Origin of the sequence: Bdellovibrio sp. NC01, assembly GCF_006874625.1 — a bacterium.
Lineage (GTDB): Bacteria > Bdellovibrionota > Bdellovibrionia > Bdellovibrionales > Bdellovibrionaceae > Bdellovibrio.
On the sequence record NZ_CP030034.1, the window covers coordinates 43,333 to 63,826 of the forward strand.

The 20,494-nt window shown below is 44.2% G+C and carries 21 protein-coding genes; 18 read left to right on the plus strand and 3 right to left on the minus strand.

The window, feature by feature from the left end; translation table 11 throughout:
- The first annotated feature begins 52 nt into the window (after window positions 1-52).
- From DOE51_RS00220 to DOE51_RS00265, 10 genes are all read left to right on the plus strand, one after another.
- Window positions 53-631 (plus strand): DUF3108 domain-containing protein, encoded by a 579-nt coding sequence (locus DOE51_RS00220; protein ID WP_142694612.1) that lies wholly within the window; start codon window positions 53-55, stop codon window positions 629-631.
- 3 nt (window positions 632-634) lie between these two features.
- Window positions 635-1,537: a hypothetical protein gene (locus DOE51_RS00225; RefSeq protein ID WP_246845201.1), complete on the plus strand. Its 903-nt coding sequence runs from the start codon at window positions 635-637 to the stop codon at window positions 1,535-1,537.
- Window positions 1,521-1,742 carry a hypothetical protein gene (locus DOE51_RS00230; RefSeq protein ID WP_142694613.1) on the plus strand — a complete coding sequence of 74 codons (222 nt, stop codon included), beginning with the start codon at window positions 1,521-1,523 and terminating at the stop codon, window positions 1,740-1,742. Before DOE51_RS00225 ends, DOE51_RS00230 begins: the two co-directional genes overlap by 17 nt.
- The gene (gene dapF / locus DOE51_RS00235; RefSeq protein WP_142694614.1) at window positions 1,739-2,593 is read left to right on the plus strand and encodes a diaminopimelate epimerase; all 855 of its coding nucleotides are present in this window, start codon (window positions 1,739-1,741) and stop codon (window positions 2,591-2,593) included. Before DOE51_RS00230 ends, dapF begins: the two co-directional genes overlap by 4 nt.
- Complete coding sequence (dapA, locus tag DOE51_RS00240) at window positions 2,590-3,474, plus strand: 4-hydroxy-tetrahydrodipicolinate synthase (protein ID WP_142694615.1); 885 nt, start codon at window positions 2,590-2,592, stop codon at window positions 3,472-3,474. The genes dapF and dapA overlap by 4 nt, the downstream gene beginning before the upstream one ends.
- Window positions 3,471-4,157: a 4-hydroxy-tetrahydrodipicolinate reductase gene (locus DOE51_RS00245; RefSeq protein WP_142694616.1), complete on the plus strand. Its 687-nt coding sequence runs from the start codon at window positions 3,471-3,473 to the stop codon at window positions 4,155-4,157. Before dapA ends, DOE51_RS00245 begins: the two co-directional genes overlap by 4 nt.
- Window positions 4,154-4,660: a hypothetical protein gene (locus DOE51_RS00250; protein ID WP_142694617.1), complete on the plus strand. Its 507-nt coding sequence runs from the start codon at window positions 4,154-4,156 to the stop codon at window positions 4,658-4,660. The genes DOE51_RS00245 and DOE51_RS00250 overlap by 4 nt, the downstream gene beginning before the upstream one ends.
- A gap of 62 nt (window positions 4,661-4,722) precedes the next feature.
- A complete protein-coding gene (fsa, locus tag DOE51_RS00255) occupies window positions 4,723-5,370 on the plus strand; it encodes a fructose-6-phosphate aldolase (protein ID WP_142694618.1) in 648 nt (215 codons plus the stop codon).
- Window positions 5,370-5,813 (plus strand): hypothetical protein, encoded by a 444-nt coding sequence (locus DOE51_RS00260; protein ID WP_246845202.1) that lies wholly within the window; start codon window positions 5,370-5,372, stop codon window positions 5,811-5,813. Before fsa ends, DOE51_RS00260 begins: the two co-directional genes overlap by 1 nt.
- 73 nt (window positions 5,814-5,886) lie before the next feature.
- The gene (locus DOE51_RS00265; RefSeq protein ID WP_246845203.1) at window positions 5,887-8,028 is read left to right on the plus strand and encodes a hypothetical protein; all 2,142 of its coding nucleotides are present in this window, start codon (window positions 5,887-5,889) and stop codon (window positions 8,026-8,028) included.
- On the opposite strand, the gene murD is transcribed toward DOE51_RS00265, so the two are convergent.
- The gene (murD, locus tag DOE51_RS00270; RefSeq protein ID WP_246845204.1) at window positions 8,005-9,315 is read right to left on the minus strand and encodes a UDP-N-acetylmuramoyl-L-alanine--D-glutamate ligase; all 1,311 of its coding nucleotides are present in this window, start codon (window positions 9,313-9,315) and stop codon (window positions 8,005-8,007) included. The two genes, DOE51_RS00265 and murD, sit on opposite strands and share 24 nt — an antisense overlap.
- A 29-nt stretch (window positions 9,316-9,344) precedes the next feature.
- Here murD and DOE51_RS00275 point away from each other — a divergent pair, with 29 nt between their 5' ends.
- Both DOE51_RS00275 and DOE51_RS00280 read left to right on the plus strand, forming a co-directional pair.
- The gene (locus DOE51_RS00275) at window positions 9,345-10,808 is read left to right on the plus strand and encodes a metallophosphoesterase (protein ID WP_142694621.1); all 1,464 of its coding nucleotides are present in this window, start codon (window positions 9,345-9,347) and stop codon (window positions 10,806-10,808) included.
- A 107-nt stretch (window positions 10,809-10,915) separates the two neighbouring features.
- The gene (locus tag DOE51_RS00280; protein ID WP_142694622.1) at window positions 10,916-11,110 is read left to right on the plus strand and encodes a hypothetical protein; all 195 of its coding nucleotides are present in this window, start codon (window positions 10,916-10,918) and stop codon (window positions 11,108-11,110) included.
- Window positions 11,111-11,175: 65 nt separating this feature from the next.
- On the opposite strand, the gene ligA is transcribed toward DOE51_RS00280, so the two are convergent.
- Entirely contained in the window at window positions 11,176-13,182 is a 2,007-nt protein-coding gene (gene ligA, locus DOE51_RS00285) for an NAD-dependent DNA ligase LigA (protein ID WP_142694623.1), read from the minus strand.
- Between the two features lie 175 nt (window positions 13,183-13,357).
- Between ligA and gatC the strand changes: the two genes are divergently transcribed.
- From gatC to DOE51_RS00315, 6 genes are all read left to right on the plus strand, one after another.
- The gene (gene gatC, locus DOE51_RS00290) at window positions 13,358-13,639 is read left to right on the plus strand and encodes an Asp-tRNA(Asn)/Glu-tRNA(Gln) amidotransferase subunit GatC (protein ID WP_142694624.1); all 282 of its coding nucleotides are present in this window, start codon (window positions 13,358-13,360) and stop codon (window positions 13,637-13,639) included.
- 9 nt (window positions 13,640-13,648) lie between these two features.
- The gene (gene gatA, locus DOE51_RS00295; protein ID WP_142694625.1) at window positions 13,649-15,121 is read left to right on the plus strand and encodes an Asp-tRNA(Asn)/Glu-tRNA(Gln) amidotransferase subunit GatA; all 1,473 of its coding nucleotides are present in this window, start codon (window positions 13,649-13,651) and stop codon (window positions 15,119-15,121) included.
- Entirely contained in the window at window positions 15,111-16,544 is a 1,434-nt protein-coding gene (gatB, locus tag DOE51_RS00300; RefSeq protein WP_142694626.1) for an Asp-tRNA(Asn)/Glu-tRNA(Gln) amidotransferase subunit GatB, read from the plus strand. Before gatA ends, gatB begins: the two co-directional genes overlap by 11 nt.
- A 1-nt stretch (window position 16,545) precedes the next feature.
- Window positions 16,546-17,466: a Ppx/GppA phosphatase family protein gene (locus DOE51_RS00305; protein WP_142694627.1), complete on the plus strand. Its 921-nt coding sequence runs from the start codon at window positions 16,546-16,548 to the stop codon at window positions 17,464-17,466.
- A complete protein-coding gene (locus tag DOE51_RS00310) occupies window positions 17,423-17,869 on the plus strand; it encodes a DUF192 domain-containing protein (protein ID WP_142694628.1) in 447 nt (148 codons plus the stop codon). The genes DOE51_RS00305 and DOE51_RS00310 overlap by 44 nt, the downstream gene beginning before the upstream one ends.
- Window positions 17,870-18,012: 143 nt before the next feature.
- Window positions 18,013-19,374: a LysM domain-containing protein gene (locus tag DOE51_RS00315; RefSeq protein ID WP_142694629.1), complete on the plus strand. Its 1,362-nt coding sequence runs from the start codon at window positions 18,013-18,015 to the stop codon at window positions 19,372-19,374.
- 83 nt (window positions 19,375-19,457) lie between these two features.
- Here DOE51_RS00315 and DOE51_RS00320 read toward each other — a convergent pair whose 3' ends face one another.
- Entirely contained in the window at window positions 19,458-19,826 is a 369-nt protein-coding gene (locus tag DOE51_RS00320) for a PilZ domain-containing protein (RefSeq protein WP_246845205.1), read from the minus strand.
- Window positions 19,827-20,494 lie beyond the last annotated feature (668 nt).

Sequence of the window (20,494 nt, forward strand, 5' to 3'; positions counted from 1 at the left end):
CTCTTTGAAGCTGTGGTCTGATTAAAGACTCAAAACCATTCAAGGAGGAAGTATGTTTAAGGCACTTATCGCTATGTTGGGTCTGACGTTTGCGGTTCACGCACAAGCGGCCCCTTCAATTCTAGATCAACTTATTACAGTTCAAACAAATGCAGTGATGGAAGCTCACACACTGGGTTTGGATTGGAAAGTTGGCGACACTGCTAGCTATGATTTGAATATCGGTGGTTTCATTAAAGGTTCGATGGTGATGTCCGTTGCGTCTATCGGTGACGATGGTATCTGGATGAATCAAGATGCTGACTTGGGCTTCGCTGGAAAACAAAAAATCCAAGCTTTGATTGATCCGAACACAGGTGCGATTAAAAAACTGATCGCCAATGGCCAAGAGCAACAAGTTCCTAAGCAAGATCTAGAAATCATTGATACAAAAGAAGAAAAAATCACTGTACCAGCTGGAACATTTGACAGCATTCACGTGACTGCTCATGATAAAGCGTCTAGTGACAAGGGTAATATCGAAGTTTGGTTGAACCCTCAACAAGTTCCAGTGGGCGGCACTTTGAAACAACAAGCGCCAACTCAATTCGGAACTATGACGATGAGTTTGAAATCATTTAAGAAGAACTAGGTAATGAACTTGAATTTGAATTTTATCAAGGCCGTCTTCTTGGCGGCCTTTTTTTTATCGCCGATCTCTAGCGCCTATGCGCAATCAAAACCCGTAAGTAAGCCGGTGAGCAAATCGGAAACTTACAAAGACATCATCGAAAAAGCTTACAACCTAAGTTTGCAAAAAGATCGTCAACAAGCTTTGAATATCTTGATGACAGCGTTGCAAAAAGAAACTCGTCCGCAAGCTGTGGCAGAGCTACGTAAAGCCTTGGTCGATGTGGCGCATGTGTTCATCAGCGACAAAGCTCAACAAGCTTATGAGGCGGGTTTGTCATTGCGTAAAACAGACGTCGTACAAGCTTTAGCAAAATTGAACGATGCTGCTCGCATGGAACCAGATAACATTGCCATCTTGACGGAACTTTCACGTGCTTTAATCGCAAAAGGTGATTGTTCCGGTGCGCAAGATAATCTGGTTAAACAAATAAAACTCTTTCCTTACGACGAAGAGTTGAAATTGGGTTCCGCACAAGCTTTGGTCTGCCAAGCGTCGTGGTTAGACTATGCGAAACTTTATGACAGCACAGATGTGAAAAAGTCTGCGTTTCAGAAGTTTTGGCTAATTCTTGAGGTCGAGCGTTATTTCAAAACCAAAATGACTCTGAAAGCGCAGGAAAACCTCGCGGTTCTTAAAAAATTGGACCCGAAATACCCAGAAGTTTCATATTGGTCATGGAAGATCGCTCAGGCCGCGGCCCTACCCGGCAAAAAGGTCGGTTTTGAAGATGCTCAGAAATATGTGATGGCCTGCAAAAACATTTCAGCGAATCAGTATAGACAGTATATGATAGACCCCATGCTTTGCCGTCATCTGCCCGAGGTAGAGGCGGATCTAAAGGGGTCGAATGGAACTGCTGAATAAAGTCTTCCTTACAGTTTTCTTGTGTGCTGGCATCGCTGGCTGTGGCGTTAAAGGTTCTCCACTTCCACCCTTGAATCCGGCACCACTCGGTCGCGGTGAACCCACGTACTCTGATGCGCAAAAATCTTCGAAAGATAAAAAACGTCCCAATCGCAATCAAGAGTTAGAAGAAAGAAATTCTTCTGAAGTGCAGGAGGGTCTGTGAATCCACTGCTTCCAATTAAAATCACGAAAATGTCAGGCGCGGGAAATACCTTCGCACTTATCGATGCACGTGATTCTACTGGATGGGCAATGGTGGAAAAGACTTTGAATATGTCACGTCCCGATTTTGCGCGACTTGTTTGCGATAAAGTTCTTGGTGTCGCGACGGATGGTTTCTTGCTTATCGAAAATGGCGATCAAGGTTTCGACTTTAATTGGGATTTTTATAACAATGACGGCTCGACGGCAGAGATGTGCGGAAACGCGGCTCGTTGTGCGGCCCGCTTCTGTTATGAAAAATTATCTCCGGAACATGCGAACATTCGTTTTAAAACGGGCGCAGGGCTTGTGACAGCGCAAGTGCTTGGCGATGGACGCATTCGTGTGAAGATGCCAGAAGCGAAATTTGTAAATCCGAAAATTTCGTTGTTAACTCACTTCGGCTCTTCGGAAGTGTTTGCGTTGGTCAATACAGGTGTTCCGCATTTAGTACAAAAGCTGATCACGATGGACGATGCTGCGAACATGAAGGATCTTGCGCGTGAATGTCGTTCTCACAAAGATCTGGGTGCTGCGGGTGCGAACGTCACTTATTACGCGATTGAATCTGAAAACAAAATTCGTGCTGTGACTTTCGAACGCGGAGTTGAAGATTACACTTTAGCTTGCGGAACGGGCGCTGTTGCTGCGGCAATGGTGTATGCGAAGGAAAAAAATCTTTCTCGAGTTGAAGTGCAAATGCCTGGTGGCGCGATGGAAGTGCAATTTATCGAAGGTGACCCTTGTCCATTGATGACTGGGGGAGCTGTGTTTGTTGGTGAATTTCAATACAATCTTGAGGTAGTAAAATGAAAAACTTTAAAGGAACGTTCACTGCGCTTTTGACTCCGTTTAAAAACGGCAAAATTGATTTCGACTCTATCGAGCGCATGGTGAAGCACCAACTTAGTAACGGTGTTGATGGCTTTGTTGTGAACGGTACGACAGCAGAAAGCCCAACGCTGACTTCTTCAGAGCGTATTGAGTTGTTTAAATTTATGCGCAAAATTGTTGGCGACAAAATTCCCTTAATCATGGGCACGGGTTCTAATGACACGGCAAAAACTATTGCCGAATCAAAAGAAGCCGAAGGTCTTGGCGCAGATGCTATTTTAGTTGTTGTTCCTTATTATAACAAACCACCGCAACGTGGATTGTTCGCCCACTTTAAAGCCATCGCTACAGCCGTGAACATTCCAACAATTCTTTACAATGTTCCTGGTCGTACAATCACGTCGCTTGCAACGGAAACAATCCGTGATCTTTCCAAAGTTCAAGGTGTGATCGGCATTAAAGAAGCAACGGGCAAAGTTGATTTCGCTGATGAGATCGTAAAAGCCTGTGGTCGCGATTTCGTCATGCTTTCAGGCGATGACGGATCTTATGTGGAATTCTTGGGCGTCGGCGGTCACGGTGTGATTTCGGTGGCTTCGCATGTGATTCCAAAACAAATGGCACAGTGGAAATCTTGGGTGGCTGAAGGTCACATCGAAAAGGCTCGTCAGGATATCGCGAAGTACAACGACTTGATTAACTTGTTATTTGTTGAAGCAAATCCAATTCCAGTTAAAAAAGCTGTGCAATTGATGGGTTTGATTGATTCTGCAGAACTTCGTTTGCCACTTGTAGAACTAGGCGAAACGGAATCAGCGAAATTGAAAAATGAAATGCGCAAAGTTGGGGTTCTTGCATGAAGAAACTGAAAATCGGACTTGTCGGTGTGAATGGCCGCATGGGTAAAGAAATCCAAGCGGTGCTTGCACAAAGTTCCGAAGCAGAATTGTTTTATCCCCTTCTGCGTGATGAAAAATTGGATTCTAAAAAAGCAGCCAAAGTGGACGTGTGGATTGATTTTTCCTCGGTGGAATTCTTTCCAGAGGTTTTAAAACTTGCTGCGAAAAATAAAACTCCGGTCGTGTGTGGTACGACGGGTTTTACTTCAAAAGAAAAAGCTCTGTTGCCTAAATATGGAAAACAAATTCCATTGTTGTGGGCTTCAAACATGAGTATGGGCGTGGTAGTATTGAATGAGGCCTTGAAAGTTTTCTCTGCCATTTCTAATTTCGATTATCAAATTGAAGAAATTCACCATAATCGCAAAAAAGATAAACCATCAGGCACGGCCATCACTTTGCAAGAGAACCTTGAAAAAGCAGTGGGTCGTGAATTGCCAGAACCATTGGCGATTCGTGGCGGCGGCGTATTTGGTGTGCACAAGATTTTTGCGATGAGCGACGAAGAAGTGATTACTTTCGAACATAGCGCTTTAAATCGCACCGTCTTTGCGAAAGGTGCTGTACGTGCAGCGGTTTGGCTGGCGAAACAAAAGCCGGGTCAATATCAGATCCGTGATGTGTTGTTTGGTAAAAAAGCATGAGCCTTCCGCATCGTTCGTTAATTTTTGTCGCACTTGATTTGGTTGGTGGCGAAGCGAAGGCCAAAGATCTTCTTGCTAAGATCCAAGAATGTGGCGCCATCGAAACGATTTCTTCCGTTTACAAAAGATATATGACCGATGCGCGTGTGGATTTAAGTGCGCGCATGGAATTCGTCATTCGTTTTGACACGGTGATGAGTGTGGATCAATGCCTGCACATGGTTCTTTCGTTGTGCGAACAAGGTGCGCAAGGTTTAAGTCAAAAAAGCCATGCGGAACTAACCTTGCTTGCTTACGATAATTTGATCTTAATGTCTCCGCGCCTGACTCTGCCCTATCCGGAGCTTCATACAGATCCATTGATCATTCGTTGCGCTGCAGAGGCGTGGGGACAGTACGAACATCCGATTTTCCAAAAAACTCTGAGTGAAATTTCAAAAACTGCACCTCCAGCGCGCATGGCGGAGTTCCATATTCAGGGTAAAAGCCTGGTTGATTTTTAAAATCAGCCGACGTACAAATTTCTATGTATAATTAATGCCAATTATCAGTTCAGGGAGAACCCATGAAGTTTTTTATCGATACAGCAAACATTGAAGAAATCAGACAAGCCAATCTTCGTGGCTGGGTTGATGGTGTAACGACAAACCCTTCCCTTATCGCAAAAGAAAGTCGTCCATTCCACGATATCATCCGCGACATCTGCAAAGAGACAACAGGTCCAGTATCTGCGGAAGTTATTAGCCTTCAACACGAAGAAATGGTTCGTGAAGGTAAAGAGCTTGCGAAAATTGCTGATAACGTTGTTATCAAAGTTCCAATGTGTGAAGACGGTATGATCGCAGTTAAGAAATTTGCTGCGGAAGGTATCAAGACAAACGTTACTTTGGTGTTCTCTCCACTTCAGGCGTTGCTAGCTGCTAAAGCGGGCGCAACAATGGTTTCTCCATTCGTGGGTCGTTTGGATGATATTGGAACTGATGGTCTAGAGATGGTTAGCCAGGTTATTCAGATCTACGACCAGTATGCATTCGAGACTGAAGTCTTGGTAGCCAGCGTTCGTGGACCTATGCATTTGCAAAACGCTGCATTGATGGGTGCGGATATCGCAACTATTCCGTTCAAAGTAATGCAATCAATGACGGGTCATCCACTTACTGACAAAGGTATCCAACAGTTTATGGCTGATTGGAACAAAGGTCAGAAGAAATAATGAAACACTTGCGTTGGTTCTTCCTACTTCCAGTTGCTCTACTATTGTCTAGCTGCATGCACGGTGGGGGCGTCGTTTTGCGCGAAACTCCACTGAATATCAGCGAAACAAGAAAAGTTATTGTGTCAGTTATCGGAGAACCTCGCAGTATCAGTCAGAACGGTCGCGAGCTTTTTTCTCAGTACTACGATAAAAAAGGTAAGAATATCGAGAAGATGGATATGGCGAAAGAGCGCTACTCGACTCACGTCTTGGTGCTTGGCGACCGCCGTCCTTACGATGTTCAAGTCGAAGTTTTGATTGAAGACAGAAACGACGACGGTGGCTTTGATGTCACTGATCGTGATGACGACAAAGCCGCTACCATCGCGGAAAAGATCAAAAAGGCTCTTGCCCTTAGTCGTGACAACCGTAACATCATTGACGACTTCAGATCCTTCTAAATACATTAAGAGTAGTCAAAGATGACTATTCTTAATTTTGGGGTGGACGTTGCAAGGAACGCAGCTAAAACGGTTGATACCGTTTGCAGTCATAGCGGCATGCTTTACGTGGTCAAGTAATATTGGCGGCGTAAAATTCGTTCCTATCTATGAAGCCCTGATAATCAAAGCGCAAAAAAATTCTCCAGCCTATGTTGCCTTTGAAGAACTTGTTGAAAATAAAAAACCGAATTCTGAGTGGGACGTTTTTGCAAATAAAACTGCAAACCTATTAGAAGCGGGTAAATCCTCTGCACCACTATTCACACAAAAAGTCGTTTTGGCAGAGATGGTTTTGAGGAAGTCACCGGAACCGATTCCCGCCGCCAACAGCCCTACCGGCCGCATGGTGGCTCAAGAAAACCTGCCTCAAGAAAATGATAACGCGTGGATTGCGCAACTTCCGCCGAAAGAACAACAACGTGTTCGTGAGGCACAATATCGCACTGAAGTTTTGAATCAAAACTGGCAGGAACCAACATTCTCTGAACGTGCTAAAGAAGTTTTGGAGAAATCAGGGGTACTGGTTGGTACAAACATCAATGTGGCACCAACTAATAAAGTATACGTTGCTTCGACGGATAATTATGGTCGCACGCGTACCGAGCCGTCTCGTCCGCATGTTGATATTCCGAATCGTTCAGGTGCAAATCCTGCATCTGACAATGGTGCGACTTCTATTCTGGGTCAAAAATCATTTGTTGGTGGTGCCGATGAACAAGCATCGGGTTCACGTCGCATCGTTGGTCCAATTGAAATCACTGGTGGCTTAGCGATCACCAATGAACATCATATTGAAATTCGTCGTAATGACGAAGGTGTCTTAAAAGAATTAGGTCGCGTTGATCTGGTGCAAGGCACTTACAATATTGATGTTGAAGAAGCTTCTGGTTCGGTTGTGGCTAAACTTGTGGATAAAGACGGTAAGACATTGGGTGAAGGCAGCTTCCGCTTAAATGTTGTTGCTTCAAATAATGGTAACTATCTGCAAGGTCCAAAACTGAAAGTTCTTCCACGCACAGACATCGCAGGCGTGGTGAATGACTTCTATAACACTCGTGCAAACGATATGGCCCCTTCGCAAACGCGCGTGACACTGATTAAAGGTGTGACGGATGTTGCGGTTAAAAAAGACGGCGCCGTTTCGATGGATAATGTGACTCGTGGTTCGACGACGGTCATGCGTGCGGCGGCTCCGAAACATTTGCAAACGGCACAAATCGTTGTTTCGGGTCAGGAATTCAGAAGTAATCTTTATCCGAATTCAATGATTCAAGCGATGCAAGATATCGTGTCACAGCAGCGAGCAACATCGATTGAAGGCGAACCGACAATCGTTTGGGGCCGCGTGATTCTTGATGGTAAAAACATTTCTGGTATTGATGTTTCAATTGAATCAGATCCTGGTGCACAAGCGATTTACTTTAATCAATTTATGATTCCTGATCCGACATTGAAAGCGACAAGCGAAAATGGTTTGTTCGCATTCGTCGGCGTGACTCCAGGGTTCCAATCGCTATTGGCAACTCGTGGTGAATCGATCTTTGGTTATTCGAATGTAGTTGTTGAGGAAGGTTCCGTCGCGGTCGGTGATGTTGAAGCGACGATTAAGTCAGAACCAGTTCCGTTAAAAGTTTACGACGCCTTCACAGGTGAACCAAAAGCTGCAACGATTACAATGCAAAGTTTGGTTGAAGAACTGCAAGTTGAAAACGGCAGCCGTGCACTGATGCTTCCGCACATTAATCGTTTAGGTTTAATGCGTGTTCATCCAGAAAGTGCCGACTACTTGCCGGCCCGCTATCTTTATAACGATGCAGATGAATTTATTCACGTGCCACTGGTACAATTCAATTGGTTAAGTGCGATTAAAGCCTTCTTGAAAATCGACGACACACCTACTTCTGGTTATGTTGTTGGTTTTGTTCCTGATGAAGACTTTGAAGTTTATATCGCGGGTTATGATGATTTTAATGCGCACAATATCGTGTACTTCGATATGCAAGGTCGCATCCTGCAAAATCGTAAGGGCATGGGCGGTGGCGGATTCATTATCTACAACGTGCCAGAAGATACACACGAAGTTGTGGTTCTTGGTTCACGCTCACAAAAAATCTATTCGCGTGTCGTTCCGGTCGACGCGAACTCTTTATCAATCCTGACATTCCGCGAATAGTTCGACTTTTTTCTTAAAGAAATTTCCACGATCTTCGAATGATTTAAATTCGTCCAAGCTTGTGCCGCCGGGACTTAGTAAAACCGTGTCGGCGCTTTTGGCGTTTTCGAATGAATAGCTTAATGCTTCATCTAGTTTCGCAAAGCTTTCGCCAGGCAAAGTCGATTTACGTTGAGCAATTTCACGACATTCACCAAAGAATACGAATTCAATATCCGTGAATCCTTCAAGTGGTTTTAGTTGTTCCCACGGAAGATTTTTATCGCGTCCACCCAATAGCAAAAATAATTTTCCACCAGGAACTAAAGTATCGTGAGCAGCCGTGCTTGCGATCAGAACGCTGTCCATCGCTGTTGCCTTGCTGTCGTTGATGAAGCGAATCCCTTTAGTTGTGCCCATGTTTTCCAAACGATGTGCCAAACCTTTGAAGTTTTTCATCGCTTCAATTGAAGATTCAGGCCAGCCTGCTTCCAATGCCAATGTCGCTGCCAAAGCCAAATTATCTTGGTTGTGTTGACCAATCAAAAGAGCTTTATCCAGTTGTAGCGAGCGAAGCTGAGTATCTTTTTTTGAAATAACTTTTACTTGTTGCGAATGACCTTTGCCTTGCGCGTATTCAACAAGATCGCCGCCTTCGTTGTTCAAAAGCATCGCGTGCTTTGTTAGATCTAAGATTTTCCACTTCGTATCATAGTAGTGTTGAAGATTGTCATAGCGTTCAAGATGATTGGAAGTAAGAAACGTGATCGCGGAGTATTCCAGTTCCAAGCCTTCACAATTTTCTAATTGATAGCTGGAAAGTTCCAGAACAACCCAGTCGGCAGGTTTGCGTTTACCTTCAACAATATCGGCAGCGTATTCAGCAAAGGGAGTTCCCAGATTGCCACCCACGAAGCCCGTCTTTGAAAAAGACTCTAATCCCGCTTGCAACAAAGACACGGTCGTACTTTTACCCACCGAACCTGTTACGCCCATTAACTTTTCAGAAGTTAGGATCGAACAAGAAAGCGAGATTTCACTTGTGATTTTTACGCCACTCTTTTGTGCGTCTTGAATCCATTGGGAGGCCAAAGGAACGCCTGGTGAAACCACCAGAGTTTTTGGCTGAGCCTCAGACATGAGTTTATTCGGATCGTTATAGTCAGCAGTTGCAAGTTTGCCGTCGAAGCATTTGATTGAAGATGCGGCAACTCCTGAAGAAATGAGCAGACGTTTGGCTGCTTCACCGCTTTTTCCCATACCGACAATTGCAATTGGTGTTTTGAGGCTCTTGATAAAGTCTTTCATCTCGACGATCATATTCTTGGGAGGGTTCTTTGCCCACTTCTTTTTTTAGCTATCCGAAATCAGATTTTAGATCAGCGCAATATACTGCGGTGATTAGCGACCTCCATTTATCTGAGGCAGAACCTGTTAATATTCGTTTTCCTTTATGGAAAAAATTTAAGACTCGTCAGTTCTTTTTTGATGATGTTTTTGAAAGCTTTCTTAAACACATCGAAGAAAGAGCCCAAGGTGCGCCGATAGAGTTGATCTTAAACGGCGACATTTTTGATTTTGATAGCGTGATGGCACTTCCCGATGAACCAACATTCCACGTCAGTTGGTTGGAAAAACATCGTGGTCTATTCCCACGCCCGGATCGTTCGCGTTTTAAAATTCAAAAGATTTTGAAAGACCATGCTGAGTTTATGACGTCACTACGTGACTTCATCATGCGTGGAAATCGCGCCGTCTTTGTGATCGGCAATCACGATTTAGAACTTCATTTTCCCGGCGTACAGGAAGAAATTTTTCATAGTCTGAATCTGCCGGATGATAAAAAAGAACAAGTGCGCTTCGTTGAGTGGTTTTATATCAGCAACCAAGACACATTGATCGAACATGGCAATCAGTATGATCCGTATTGCTTATGTGAAGACCCAATTAATCCTTATGTGCGCGGTTATAATTACGTCGCTTTGAAACTGCCATTCGGAAATTTGGCGTGTCGTTATATTTCTAACGGCATGGGATTCTTTAATCCGCATGTTGATACGAACTACATCATGACCCTTTCAGAGTACGTTAAGTTCTTTTTCAAATATATTTGGAAGGCACAACCTGGTTTGGTATTCACGTGGTTCTGGGGTTCGCTAGCGACATTGGTGCACGCGTCGTTTGATCGTCTGTCGGCTCCGATTCGTAATCCACTGCGCATTGAAGACCGTGTATCAATCATCGCGCAAAAAGCGAATGCCGAAGATCGCATGGTGCGAGAGATGAAAGAACTTTTTGCAGTTCCAGCAGCTAGTAAACCGGCATTGCTTGCGCGTGAGTTGTGGTTGGATCGTGCGTTTATCGTCTTCATTGCCTTCTTTTTGATTTTCCAATTGATGGTGTTTGTGCGTTCGGTGTACGAAATTTCCTTCTTCTGGGCATTTATTCCGTTATTTTTGTTGCTGCCATTTTTCTTGTTTTACAGCAAGTCGATCAGCTCACTAGTTTCCAGTTATAAGGAACCAGATGACCGCGTTCTTGCAATGGCCAGTGCGATCACGAAGGTGAAACGCATTGTTTACGGACATACTCATCATACCCGCCACGAAATCATCGGTTCGGTTGAACATTTGAACAGCGGATGTTGGTCGCCGGCATTTTTAGACGTGGAGTGTACAAAGCCGATTGACCAAAAAACCTTTATTTGGATTTCCCCAGGGGAAAATGGAGTACGGCAGGCAGAACTTATGAAGTTCATGGATGGAAAATCTGAAGTGGTAAATCCGTCGGCTCGCGGTTAAATCTGCTTACCTGGTGCGCTGCAAAATTTGAATTTTCTTTGTCAATTCCTGGACCCTATGCAAACCTTTTACTGTTTCAATTTAAACACGGATGGAGAGGTTCAATCATGGCAGAAGTTCTTGTAGTAACTAGCAAAGTAAAAAAGCTCATCAAAGAAAAAGGTGGCATGAACACTTCAGCAGAAACTATCGACGTACTTAGCAAAGCAATCGAACAACTTTGCATGAAAGGCATCGATAGCGCGAAAGCTGATGGCCGTAAAACAGTTATGGCTCGTGATATCGTTATCGATCACCTATAATTGTTAGCTAGTTTTAGCTTATAAATTTTAAAACCCACAGCCTTAAAACTGTGGGTTTTTTATTTCTACAGCATCTTTTGTAGTTCATCCCAAGAGATGATCTTTACGCCCAAGCTTTGTGCTTTATCGACTTTCGATCCCGGGTCATCACCCACAACTAAGAAGTTTAATTTCGAAGACACCGAACCTAGAATCTTGCCGCCGTTCTTTTCAATGATGTCTTTGGCATCGTCACGCTTCACCGGCAACGTGCCCGTGATCAGGAAACTCATACCTGAAAGAGAGCCTTCGGTTGAACGCACCGGGTTCGTTATGTTCACACCAAGCTTAATCATTTCATGTACTTCCTTCACCAAACGTTTGTTGGAAGTCCACTCGATGATTGATTTTGCAACCTTAGGACCGATTTCTGGAACTTGCAGAAGTTCTTCTTCCGAAGCCTCCAAAAACTTTTCAATAGTAACAAAATGATCGGCTAAGAGTTTGCCGGTTTGTTCGCCGACGAAACGGATGCCCAACGCAAAAATAAAACGCGCCAAAGGCGGTGTTTTACTTTTATCGATACTGCTAATGATGTTTTCAGCGGATTTATCACCTTGGCGGTCCAAAGACAGAATGTCTTCTTTTGTCAGGCGATAGAAATCGGAAAATTTTGTCAGTAACTGTGCATCCACCAAAGTTTCAATCAAACGATCGCCGACTTTATCAATGTTCATCGCGCGTCTTGCGACGAAATGTTTCAACGATTCTTTCACTTGCGCGATACATAGCGGATTCACACAACGAGTAACCACTTCGCCTTCAAGTTTTTCAACTTCTGAACCACAGGCAGGACATTTTGAAGGAATGGTAAAGGGCTTACTGTTCTTTGGACGCTTTTCTAAAACGACAGATACAACTTCGGGAATCACATCACCCGCGCGCTGGATGACAACGGTGTCACCGATACGCACGTCTTTGCGATCGATCTCGTCCTGATTGTGCAAAGTTGCGTTGGTTACGGTGACACCACCGACTTTAACCGGTGTCATAATCGCAACCGGAGTCAGCGCACCCGTACGACCTACTTGCACGTTGATATCTTCAACCACAGTTGTTGCTTGTTCTGGTTTAAATTTCGCAGCCGTTGCCCAGCGCGGACTGCGCGCAACCAAACCCAGATCGTCTTGCAGGCGCAGCGAATTAACTTTGATCACTACGCCATCAATATCAAACGGAAGTTTAGGTCTGACTTTTTCGATACGATGATAGAAGTCGACAACCTCTTGCGGTCCCTTCGCCACTTGCACCAAGTCAGGTGCGGATTTCAAAGCTGTGGGAATACCGTACTCTGCAAACGTTTCCTGAATATTTTCCTGAGTTTTAAATGTGATGCCTTCAGTGTGACCCAAGGCATACGCAAAAAATTTCAACGGACGAGACGCTGTGATGCGCGGATCAAGTTGGCGCATCGAACCCGCCGCTGCATTTCTTGGATTCGCGAAAGTTTGTTGACCATTTTCTTGCTGATTTTCATTCAGGCGAGCGAAGTCTTCTTTGAACATTAGAACTTCGCCACGCACTTCAAGAACCTCTGGAGCACCTTTGCCAAGTTTTAATGGAATACTTTTAATGGTCTTGATGTTTTGAGTGACATCTTCACCAACAGTTCCGTCCCCACGAGTGAGCGCACGAACTAAGTTGCCGTTCTCATAGACAAGTTCCATCGAAAGACCGTCGAATTTTAATTCGCAGAAGTATTCAATCTCCTTATCGGTCTTCAAAAACTTTTTAATACGTTCATCAAAATCAAAAATATCTTCGGGAGAATAGCTATTCGCCAAAGAAAGCATTGGAACTCTATGTGCAACTTTGCTAAAAACCTCCAACGGTTTTGCCCCGACACGTTGTGAAGGTGAATCCGTTAGATCGAGGCCCTCTTCAGTGGCTTCGAGTTTCAAAAGCTCAGTAAAGAGTTGGTCATACTCGAAATCCGAAATAATGGGTTTGTCGAGCACGTGATAAGCGTGATCATGCTTTGCGATGATGCTTTTAAGTTCTTCGTGACGATTCTTTGCACTTTTTTGGGCCATGCAACGAATCTAGCAGGGAGTGCGTTCTGAATCACGCAATCGCGCGGAAGTGACGCTTCGTTCTGAGCTGCAACTAGCCTAGCCCAGGGCATTTGATGACTGACAGTTGTTTTTTTGCTTACATTAATAAGCCCACTTCAAGTCCGAACTGTGGGCCGTCAACCGAGGAGTTATCGTGATCGATAAAAAGACCATCGAACATATCGCAAAACTTGCTCGTCTTCACATCACTGATGAAGAAGCTAACGAGTACAGTGCACAGCTTGAAAAAGTTTTACACAACTTTGAGAAGATTGCGAATATCGACACGAATAATGTGGAGCCACTTATTACTCCCACTGAAATCGAAGTTTACTGGCGTCCTGATGAAGCAAAACAGGAATTCTCTGCGGAAGAGATGACTGCGAATGCACCAGCCCGTGCTGGCAACCTCTTTAAAGTACCTCCGGTCGTATAAGGCATAAGCATGGAATTAACATTTGCTTCATTTAGTGAAATTGCCGATGCGGTAAAATCTAAAAAAGTCAGTGCCAAGGAAGTGGTGACTCACTTTCAAAATCGCATTCAAAGTTTAGATTCAAAATTAAATTCATTCACATCGCAGAATCCAAATGCGGTGAAAGATGCGGAAGCTATTGATGCCCGTATCGCCAAAGGCGAAAACGTCGGCGTTCTTGCTGGCGTGCCATTTGGTATCAAAGAAATGCTTTGCACGAAAGGCATCACAACAACGGCTGGTTCAAAAATTCTTAGCAACTTTGTGCCGCCGTATGATGCCACAGTGGTGGCGCGCTTAAAACAAGCTGGTGTCGTGGTTATGGGTAAGTTAAATCAAGATGAATTCGCAATGGGTTCATCGAATGAAACTTCATTCCATGGCACTGTGAAAAATCCGTGGGATCTTGAAAGAGTTCCCGGTGGATCATCTGGTGGTTCGGCAGCAGCGCAAGCAGCACGCCTGGTTGCGGGCACTATCGGAACAGACACGGGCGGATCTATTCGCCAGCCTGCAAGCTTCACAGGGATCGTGGGTGTGAAACCTACTTACGGTCGTGTCAGCCGTTACGGTATTATCGCTTTTGCTTCGTCGTTGGATCAAGCGGGCCCCATGGTAAGTTCAGTTCAGGATGCTGCTTTATCAATGGAAGTCATTTGTGGTCACGATCCAATGGATTCAACATCCTCACAAAAACCAGTTCCGCAGTGGAGCAAAAATATTTCGACAAACGTCAAAGGCATGAAGATCGGTATCATCAAGGAATACATGAAAGGTGGCCTTGATGCTGACGTTCAAAAAACTTTTGATCAATCACTTGCAACGCTCAAACAAATGGGCGCTGAAATTGTTGAAGTCTCTGTTTCAATGACTGAATTTGCGGTTCCAATTTATTATCTGGTGGCGACAAGCGAAGCTTCATCAAATCTTGCTCGTTATGATGGTGTTCGTTATGGCTATCGTTCTGATTTTAAAAACCTGTCGGCCATCGATCTTGAAGATTTCTATGGCAAAACTCGCGGCGAGGGTTTCGGCAAAGAAGTAAAACGTCGTATCATGCTTGGCACTTACTGCCTTTCAAGCGGTTACTATGATGCCTACTACAATAAAGCGGGACAGGTTCGTCGCTTATTAACGAATCAATACCTGGAAGCTTTCAAAAAATGCGATGTGATTCTGTCGCCTGTGACAACATCACCTGCATTTAAAATTGGCGAGCTTATCAATGATCCTTTGACGATGTATTTGAATGATATCTTTACGACATCGACAAATCTTGCAGGCTTACCTGGGATGAGTGTGCCATTTGGAATGTCGCAATCAGGATTGCCTATCGGCGTACAGCTGACTGCGGGACATTTTGAAGAACAAAAAATGTTAAACATCGCGGCCGCTTTGGAAAGTGCTTCACCGGTGAAAGGACAAAAACCCCATGTCATATAGAGGTTATGAAGCCGTCATCGGTATCGAAATTCACGTTCAACTTTCGACAAAAAGTAAAATCTTCTGTGCGGATTCAACAGAATTCAATGGCAGTGATAATGAACATGTATCTCCGGTCAGTGCAGGTATGCCGGGCACGTTGCCGGTCATGAATTCCCGCGCCGTCGAATATGCAATTAAGACGGGCTTGGCACTTGGCTGCAATATTCGTAAGAAATCTATTTTTGCGCGTAAGAATTATTTCTATCCCGATTTGCCAAAGGGTTATCAAATTTCCCAATACGATCAACCGATCTGTGAACATGGTTCGGTGTCTTTTAAGGTCGACGGCGTTGATAAAACGATTTCCATCGCCCGTGCGCATCTTGAAGAAGATGCTGGTAAATCGACACACTCGGGTGAATACACTCTGATCAATTTGAATCGTGCGGGTATTCCACTTTTAGAAGTCGTAACAGGCCCCGATTTAAGATCGCCAGCCGAAGCTGCTGAATACGGTCGTACGATTCGCCAAATCGTGCGCTATCTTGATGTTTGCGATGGCAACCTTGAAGAAGGTTCTATGCGTTGTGACTGTAACGTTTCAGTTCGTAAAGAAGGTGCCACACAATTCGGAACGAAAGTTGAAATTAAAAACATCAATTCATTCCGTTTCGTCGAAAAAGCGATCGAATACGAAATCGAACGTCAAATCGATGCGGTTGAGCGCGGTGAAAAGATTATTCAGGAAACACGTCTGTGGGACCCAGATAAAAATCGTACCTTTTCAATGCGCTCCAAAGAAGATGCGCAAGATTATCGTTACTTCCCAGATCCCGATTTGTTGCCACTGATCGTGACCGACGAAATGATTGAAAAGTATCGCAAGGAATTGCCAGAGCTGCCAATTGCTCGAGCTAAACGTTTCCAAGACGAACAAGGTCTGCCTGAATCAGATGCCTTGGTCTTGACGACGGAAAAAGACCTGGCTGACTTTTATGAAGAGACGGCGAAAGTTTCAAAAAACTTTAAGTCATCTGCAAACTGGATCATGACAGAGCTTCTGCGTGAACTGAATACGGCGAATAAAACTATCGCGACGTCGCCAATCAAGCCAGAACAGTTAGGTAAGATGATTACCTTGATTGATAACGGCACTATTTCTGGAAAAATTGCCAAAACAGTTTTTCAAGAAATGTGGCAATCAGGAAAAGATCCTGAAGCGATCATTAAAGAAAAAGGTTTGGTGCAAATTACCGATCCGTCTGCGATTGAAAAAATCGTTGATGAAGTTTTGGCTGCAAACGCACAGAATGTCGAAGATCATAAATCCGGTAAGAAGAAAAACCTTCTTGGTTTCTTTGTCGGTGCCGTCATGAAAGCATCCAAAGGCCAAGCGAATCCAGATTTAGTAAATAAAATTCTTCAGGAGAAATTGAAGTAGTATGAAAGTCGCTGCACTTGATTTAGGAACGAACACTTTTTTATGCCTGATCGCTGAAGGCGATCAAAAAGGAATCACAAAGGTTCATAAAGACCTTGTTGAAGTGGTTCGCCTAGGTCAAGACGTCGACAAAACGGGTGAACTTCATCCTGAAGCTTTGGTGCGCGCAAAAAAATGTCTGACGGAGTTCAAAAAAGAAATCGATAAACATAATGTCGACAAAATTTTAGCGATGGCAACATCGGCTGCGCGCGACGCGAAGAATGGACAAGAACTTTTTGATATAGGCAAAGAACTTGGTATCCCTATTCAGGTGATTCCCGGTGAAGATGAAGCCCGCATCAGTTATCAAGGTGCCACGGGTGGTATTATCGACAACACTGTCACGAACTTGGTTTTGGACGTTGGCGGGGGCTCGACTGAATTTATCGTAGGACGCGGTGAAAAAATTCTTTTCGGCGAAAGCTTGAATATCGGTGCTGTCCGTTTGACTGAAAAATTTGTCACTGCACAGCCGATTGCGGATAACGAAATTACTAAGCTCAATAACTATATTAATGAGCAAGTTGAAAAGATTCTTCCTGAAATCAAGAAGTGCAAACCTGATCAGATTCTTGCGGTTGCTGGGACCCCAACATCTATTGTTGCGGTTGAAATCGGTGGTTTCGACGAAAAGAAAGTGGACGGCTATATTCTTACAAAAGAACGTTTGAAGTTTTGGGTCACTGAGTTTTCCCAAACTTCCGTCGAGGTGAAAAGAACGAAGTACCAACTTGGTGGTCGTGCCGATATCATTTTTGCTGGAGCTTCAATTTTGTTAAAAGTTGTCGAAGCTCTTAACATGGATGGCTTACGTGTATCCACTAAAGGAGTGAGATATGGTGTCGCTCTTGAGATGCTTCGCTCTAACGGCTCTCATTAGTTTTTCTTTTAATGCTCAAGCTGCTTTGCAATTCGCGAAGAAGAAGATCAGCGTGGGCAACAAGACCTTCGTCGTAGAAATTGCGGAATCAACTCCACAACACGAACGCGGTTTAATGTTCATCAATAAATTAGCTGAAGACGAAGGAATGCTGTTCATCTTTAAAAATGAAGAGACGCGTTTCTTTTGGATGAAGAATACGATGATTGATCTTTCGATTGGGTTTTTTGACAAAGATAAAACTTTAGTCGATGTGCAAGAAATGAAATCGGGACAAAATGTTTCTGATGCAGATCTTCCTTCTTATGCAAGTGCGCGACCGGCCAAGTACGCGCTTGAGATGAATAAAGGATGGTTTGATAAGAACAAAATCAAGATAGGCAGCAAACTTAAGATTCACTAATTACTTCGGTTTCGCCGACGTAATAGATTTGGCCTAAGTCTAGTGAATTCAGAAATATTTGCCAGCCTTCTATCTTGGCTTTAGATTGTTAATAACGCTTTACCGAAACAGTATGTTTCGTAGCATCACTCAAGGACGAAAAAATGATGAAAAAACTCGTTGTTTTACTAGCGTGTTGTGGACTAGCCGTACAGCTTAGTGGCTGTAGCTTGTTCTCTAGTGAAAATAAATCCGACGCTGAAGTAACAGCAGATGTAGATTCTGCCGACCTAGAAAAACTTGAAGGCGAAGAAGCTCTGCAAGCAACAAACGATCAATCTTTGGCAAGCGATCAGCTTCCTGAAGACGCTTTGGGTGAGTCTGCTCCAAAAGCTGAACCGCAAGCGATCGCTGCGGCACCAGCGGAGTCTTTAACTCCTCCAGCATCAACTTCAAATGAATCTCTTCCATCAGATCCATTTGCTGAAAATGCAGCGACTGAAATGCCGCCTCCACCAGCAGCGGATTCAAACACAACAATCGTAGACTCTGGTACGACTTCAAATCCGGAAACAGTTCCGATGGTTGAAAGTACAACTAGAACTGAAACACATGTTGTCGAAGAAGCTCCGAAGAAACCAGCTGCATCTTTGCAAAAAGTTGCGACGGCTCCTTGGCAAGTTGGTAAAACTTGGTACAACACAGTTTATTTCGCACGCCCAGGTGATTCTCTAGCAAGTATCAGCCAAATGATTTACGGCGCTGATAAAACTGCAGAGCTTAAAAAAGGCAATCCTTCTCTTAAATCTCGTAAAGTAAAACCAGGTGATAAAGTTTATTACAACTCTCCTCACCGCCCAGACGATTCAGCTCGTATGGTTACTTATTATGAAGATAACGGTATGGCTCCAGAAACTTACATTGCTAAGTCTGGCGACAATATCCGTAAAGTTTCTAAAAATCTTTTGGGTTACTCTGATGCATGGAAAGAAGTTTGGGCTTCTAACTCTGTAGATTCAAAAGGTGTGATCCCTGAAGGTACAGAACTTCACTACTGGAAAGGTGGCCAACAAGTTGCTGCTGCCCCAGCTATGAATGAAATGCCTCACGGTGAAATTGCGCAACCTCAGCATCAAGACATGGGCCAACAAGCTCCACCGCCGCCGATGCCTGAGCAACCGCAACAACAAGCGCAAATGGATATTCCTCCTCCACCTCCAATGCCAGAGGCACAACCTCCAGCTCAAGAGATGGCTCCGCCTCCTCCGCCACCAGATATGGCACAAAACCAAATGGCGCCACCACCACCGCCTCCAATGGAAGCTGTGAATCCGCCACCTCCTCCACCGAAAAAACATCAAGTGGAAGAAGCTCCGGCTGGTGGCATGGACAACGACACAACTTTAGCGTTGGCAGTTGTTGGTCTTGCGGCAGCAGGTCTTGCGGGTCTTATCGTGATGAGAAAGAAACGTAAGCAAAAAGAAGCTGAACAACAAGCGATGGATAACACGCACGTTGGCACTTAATAGAATTTGAAATTCTAGAAATGGAAAAACCCGCATCTTACACAGACGCGGGTTTTTTATTTTTCATCATTAGCAAAATTGTCTTAGCCTACTTTTTTGAAAATCGAATCCATCACAGAGCGAGCTTCTGTGCGACCGTTCTCTACGAAGTAAATTAAGTCATCGACGATTTGTACGTCGCGATTATTCGTCGGCATGAACTTGATACCAACTCCTGCAGAGTTAATCCAAATTACCTGCGCCGCGATTTTGCGTTCGCGACCTGCTACAACGAAGAAAAGGTTAAGCTTCTCATTGGTGCGTACGTCTCCACCTGAAAACTCTAAAAAGGCTCCCGTGATGCTGATATTCTTAAGCGTGCCGATTGTCTCTTCGCGCGCGTAATTGCGTTTAAAAGAAACTTCGAGGTTTAGAGGGGTTCTAGGTGCCGGAACTTTAACAGTGTCCTCCACGTTTGATCTCCTTGTGCTTATTATTGCGATACTATCTTTTCGGAATGGCTGGACAAAAATTAACGGCCCTCGACCCATATTTTTACGCAAAACGAGTTAAAACTCGGAAAACTGGACGTCTCGAAGGGATACTTAACGTCTTGAAAGACCTTGAATATTTCCGAACTCCTGGGGGTGAGTAGCAGATGCGAGTTCATATCGCCATGTTTTGACTGCTTCTTAATTGGGCAAGAAAAAGTCGGCGAAACTGTCGAACTTCTTATCTGATTTTGCATCGAAACGGTGGACGAAGTAGACGTAGAATTTCGGTCTCAGAAGAAATCACCATGAAAATTTAATGGAGTAGAGGCCCATCCTAGGTCTAAAAAATTACAAGAAATATCAATAGCTTAGTCGTGATTACGGCGGGGTTGGTATTGAGGCTTCCGGGGTGATCTGCTTTTCGGTTGACAAAAACTCACCAAGTCTAGGAAAGTGAGGGCAAGCAATACAGTTTAGTTCCAGTCGGATCAAACTTCTTAAAGATCGATCTTTATTTCTTTTATTAAATCCCACAAGGAGAGTTCGTTTGTCTGAACCCAAAGATCAACCAGGCGTTGAGGTAGTTAAAAAGCGCACGCGCACTAAAGCTACATCTGAAGAGACACCTCAAGCAGCAGCCTCTGCAC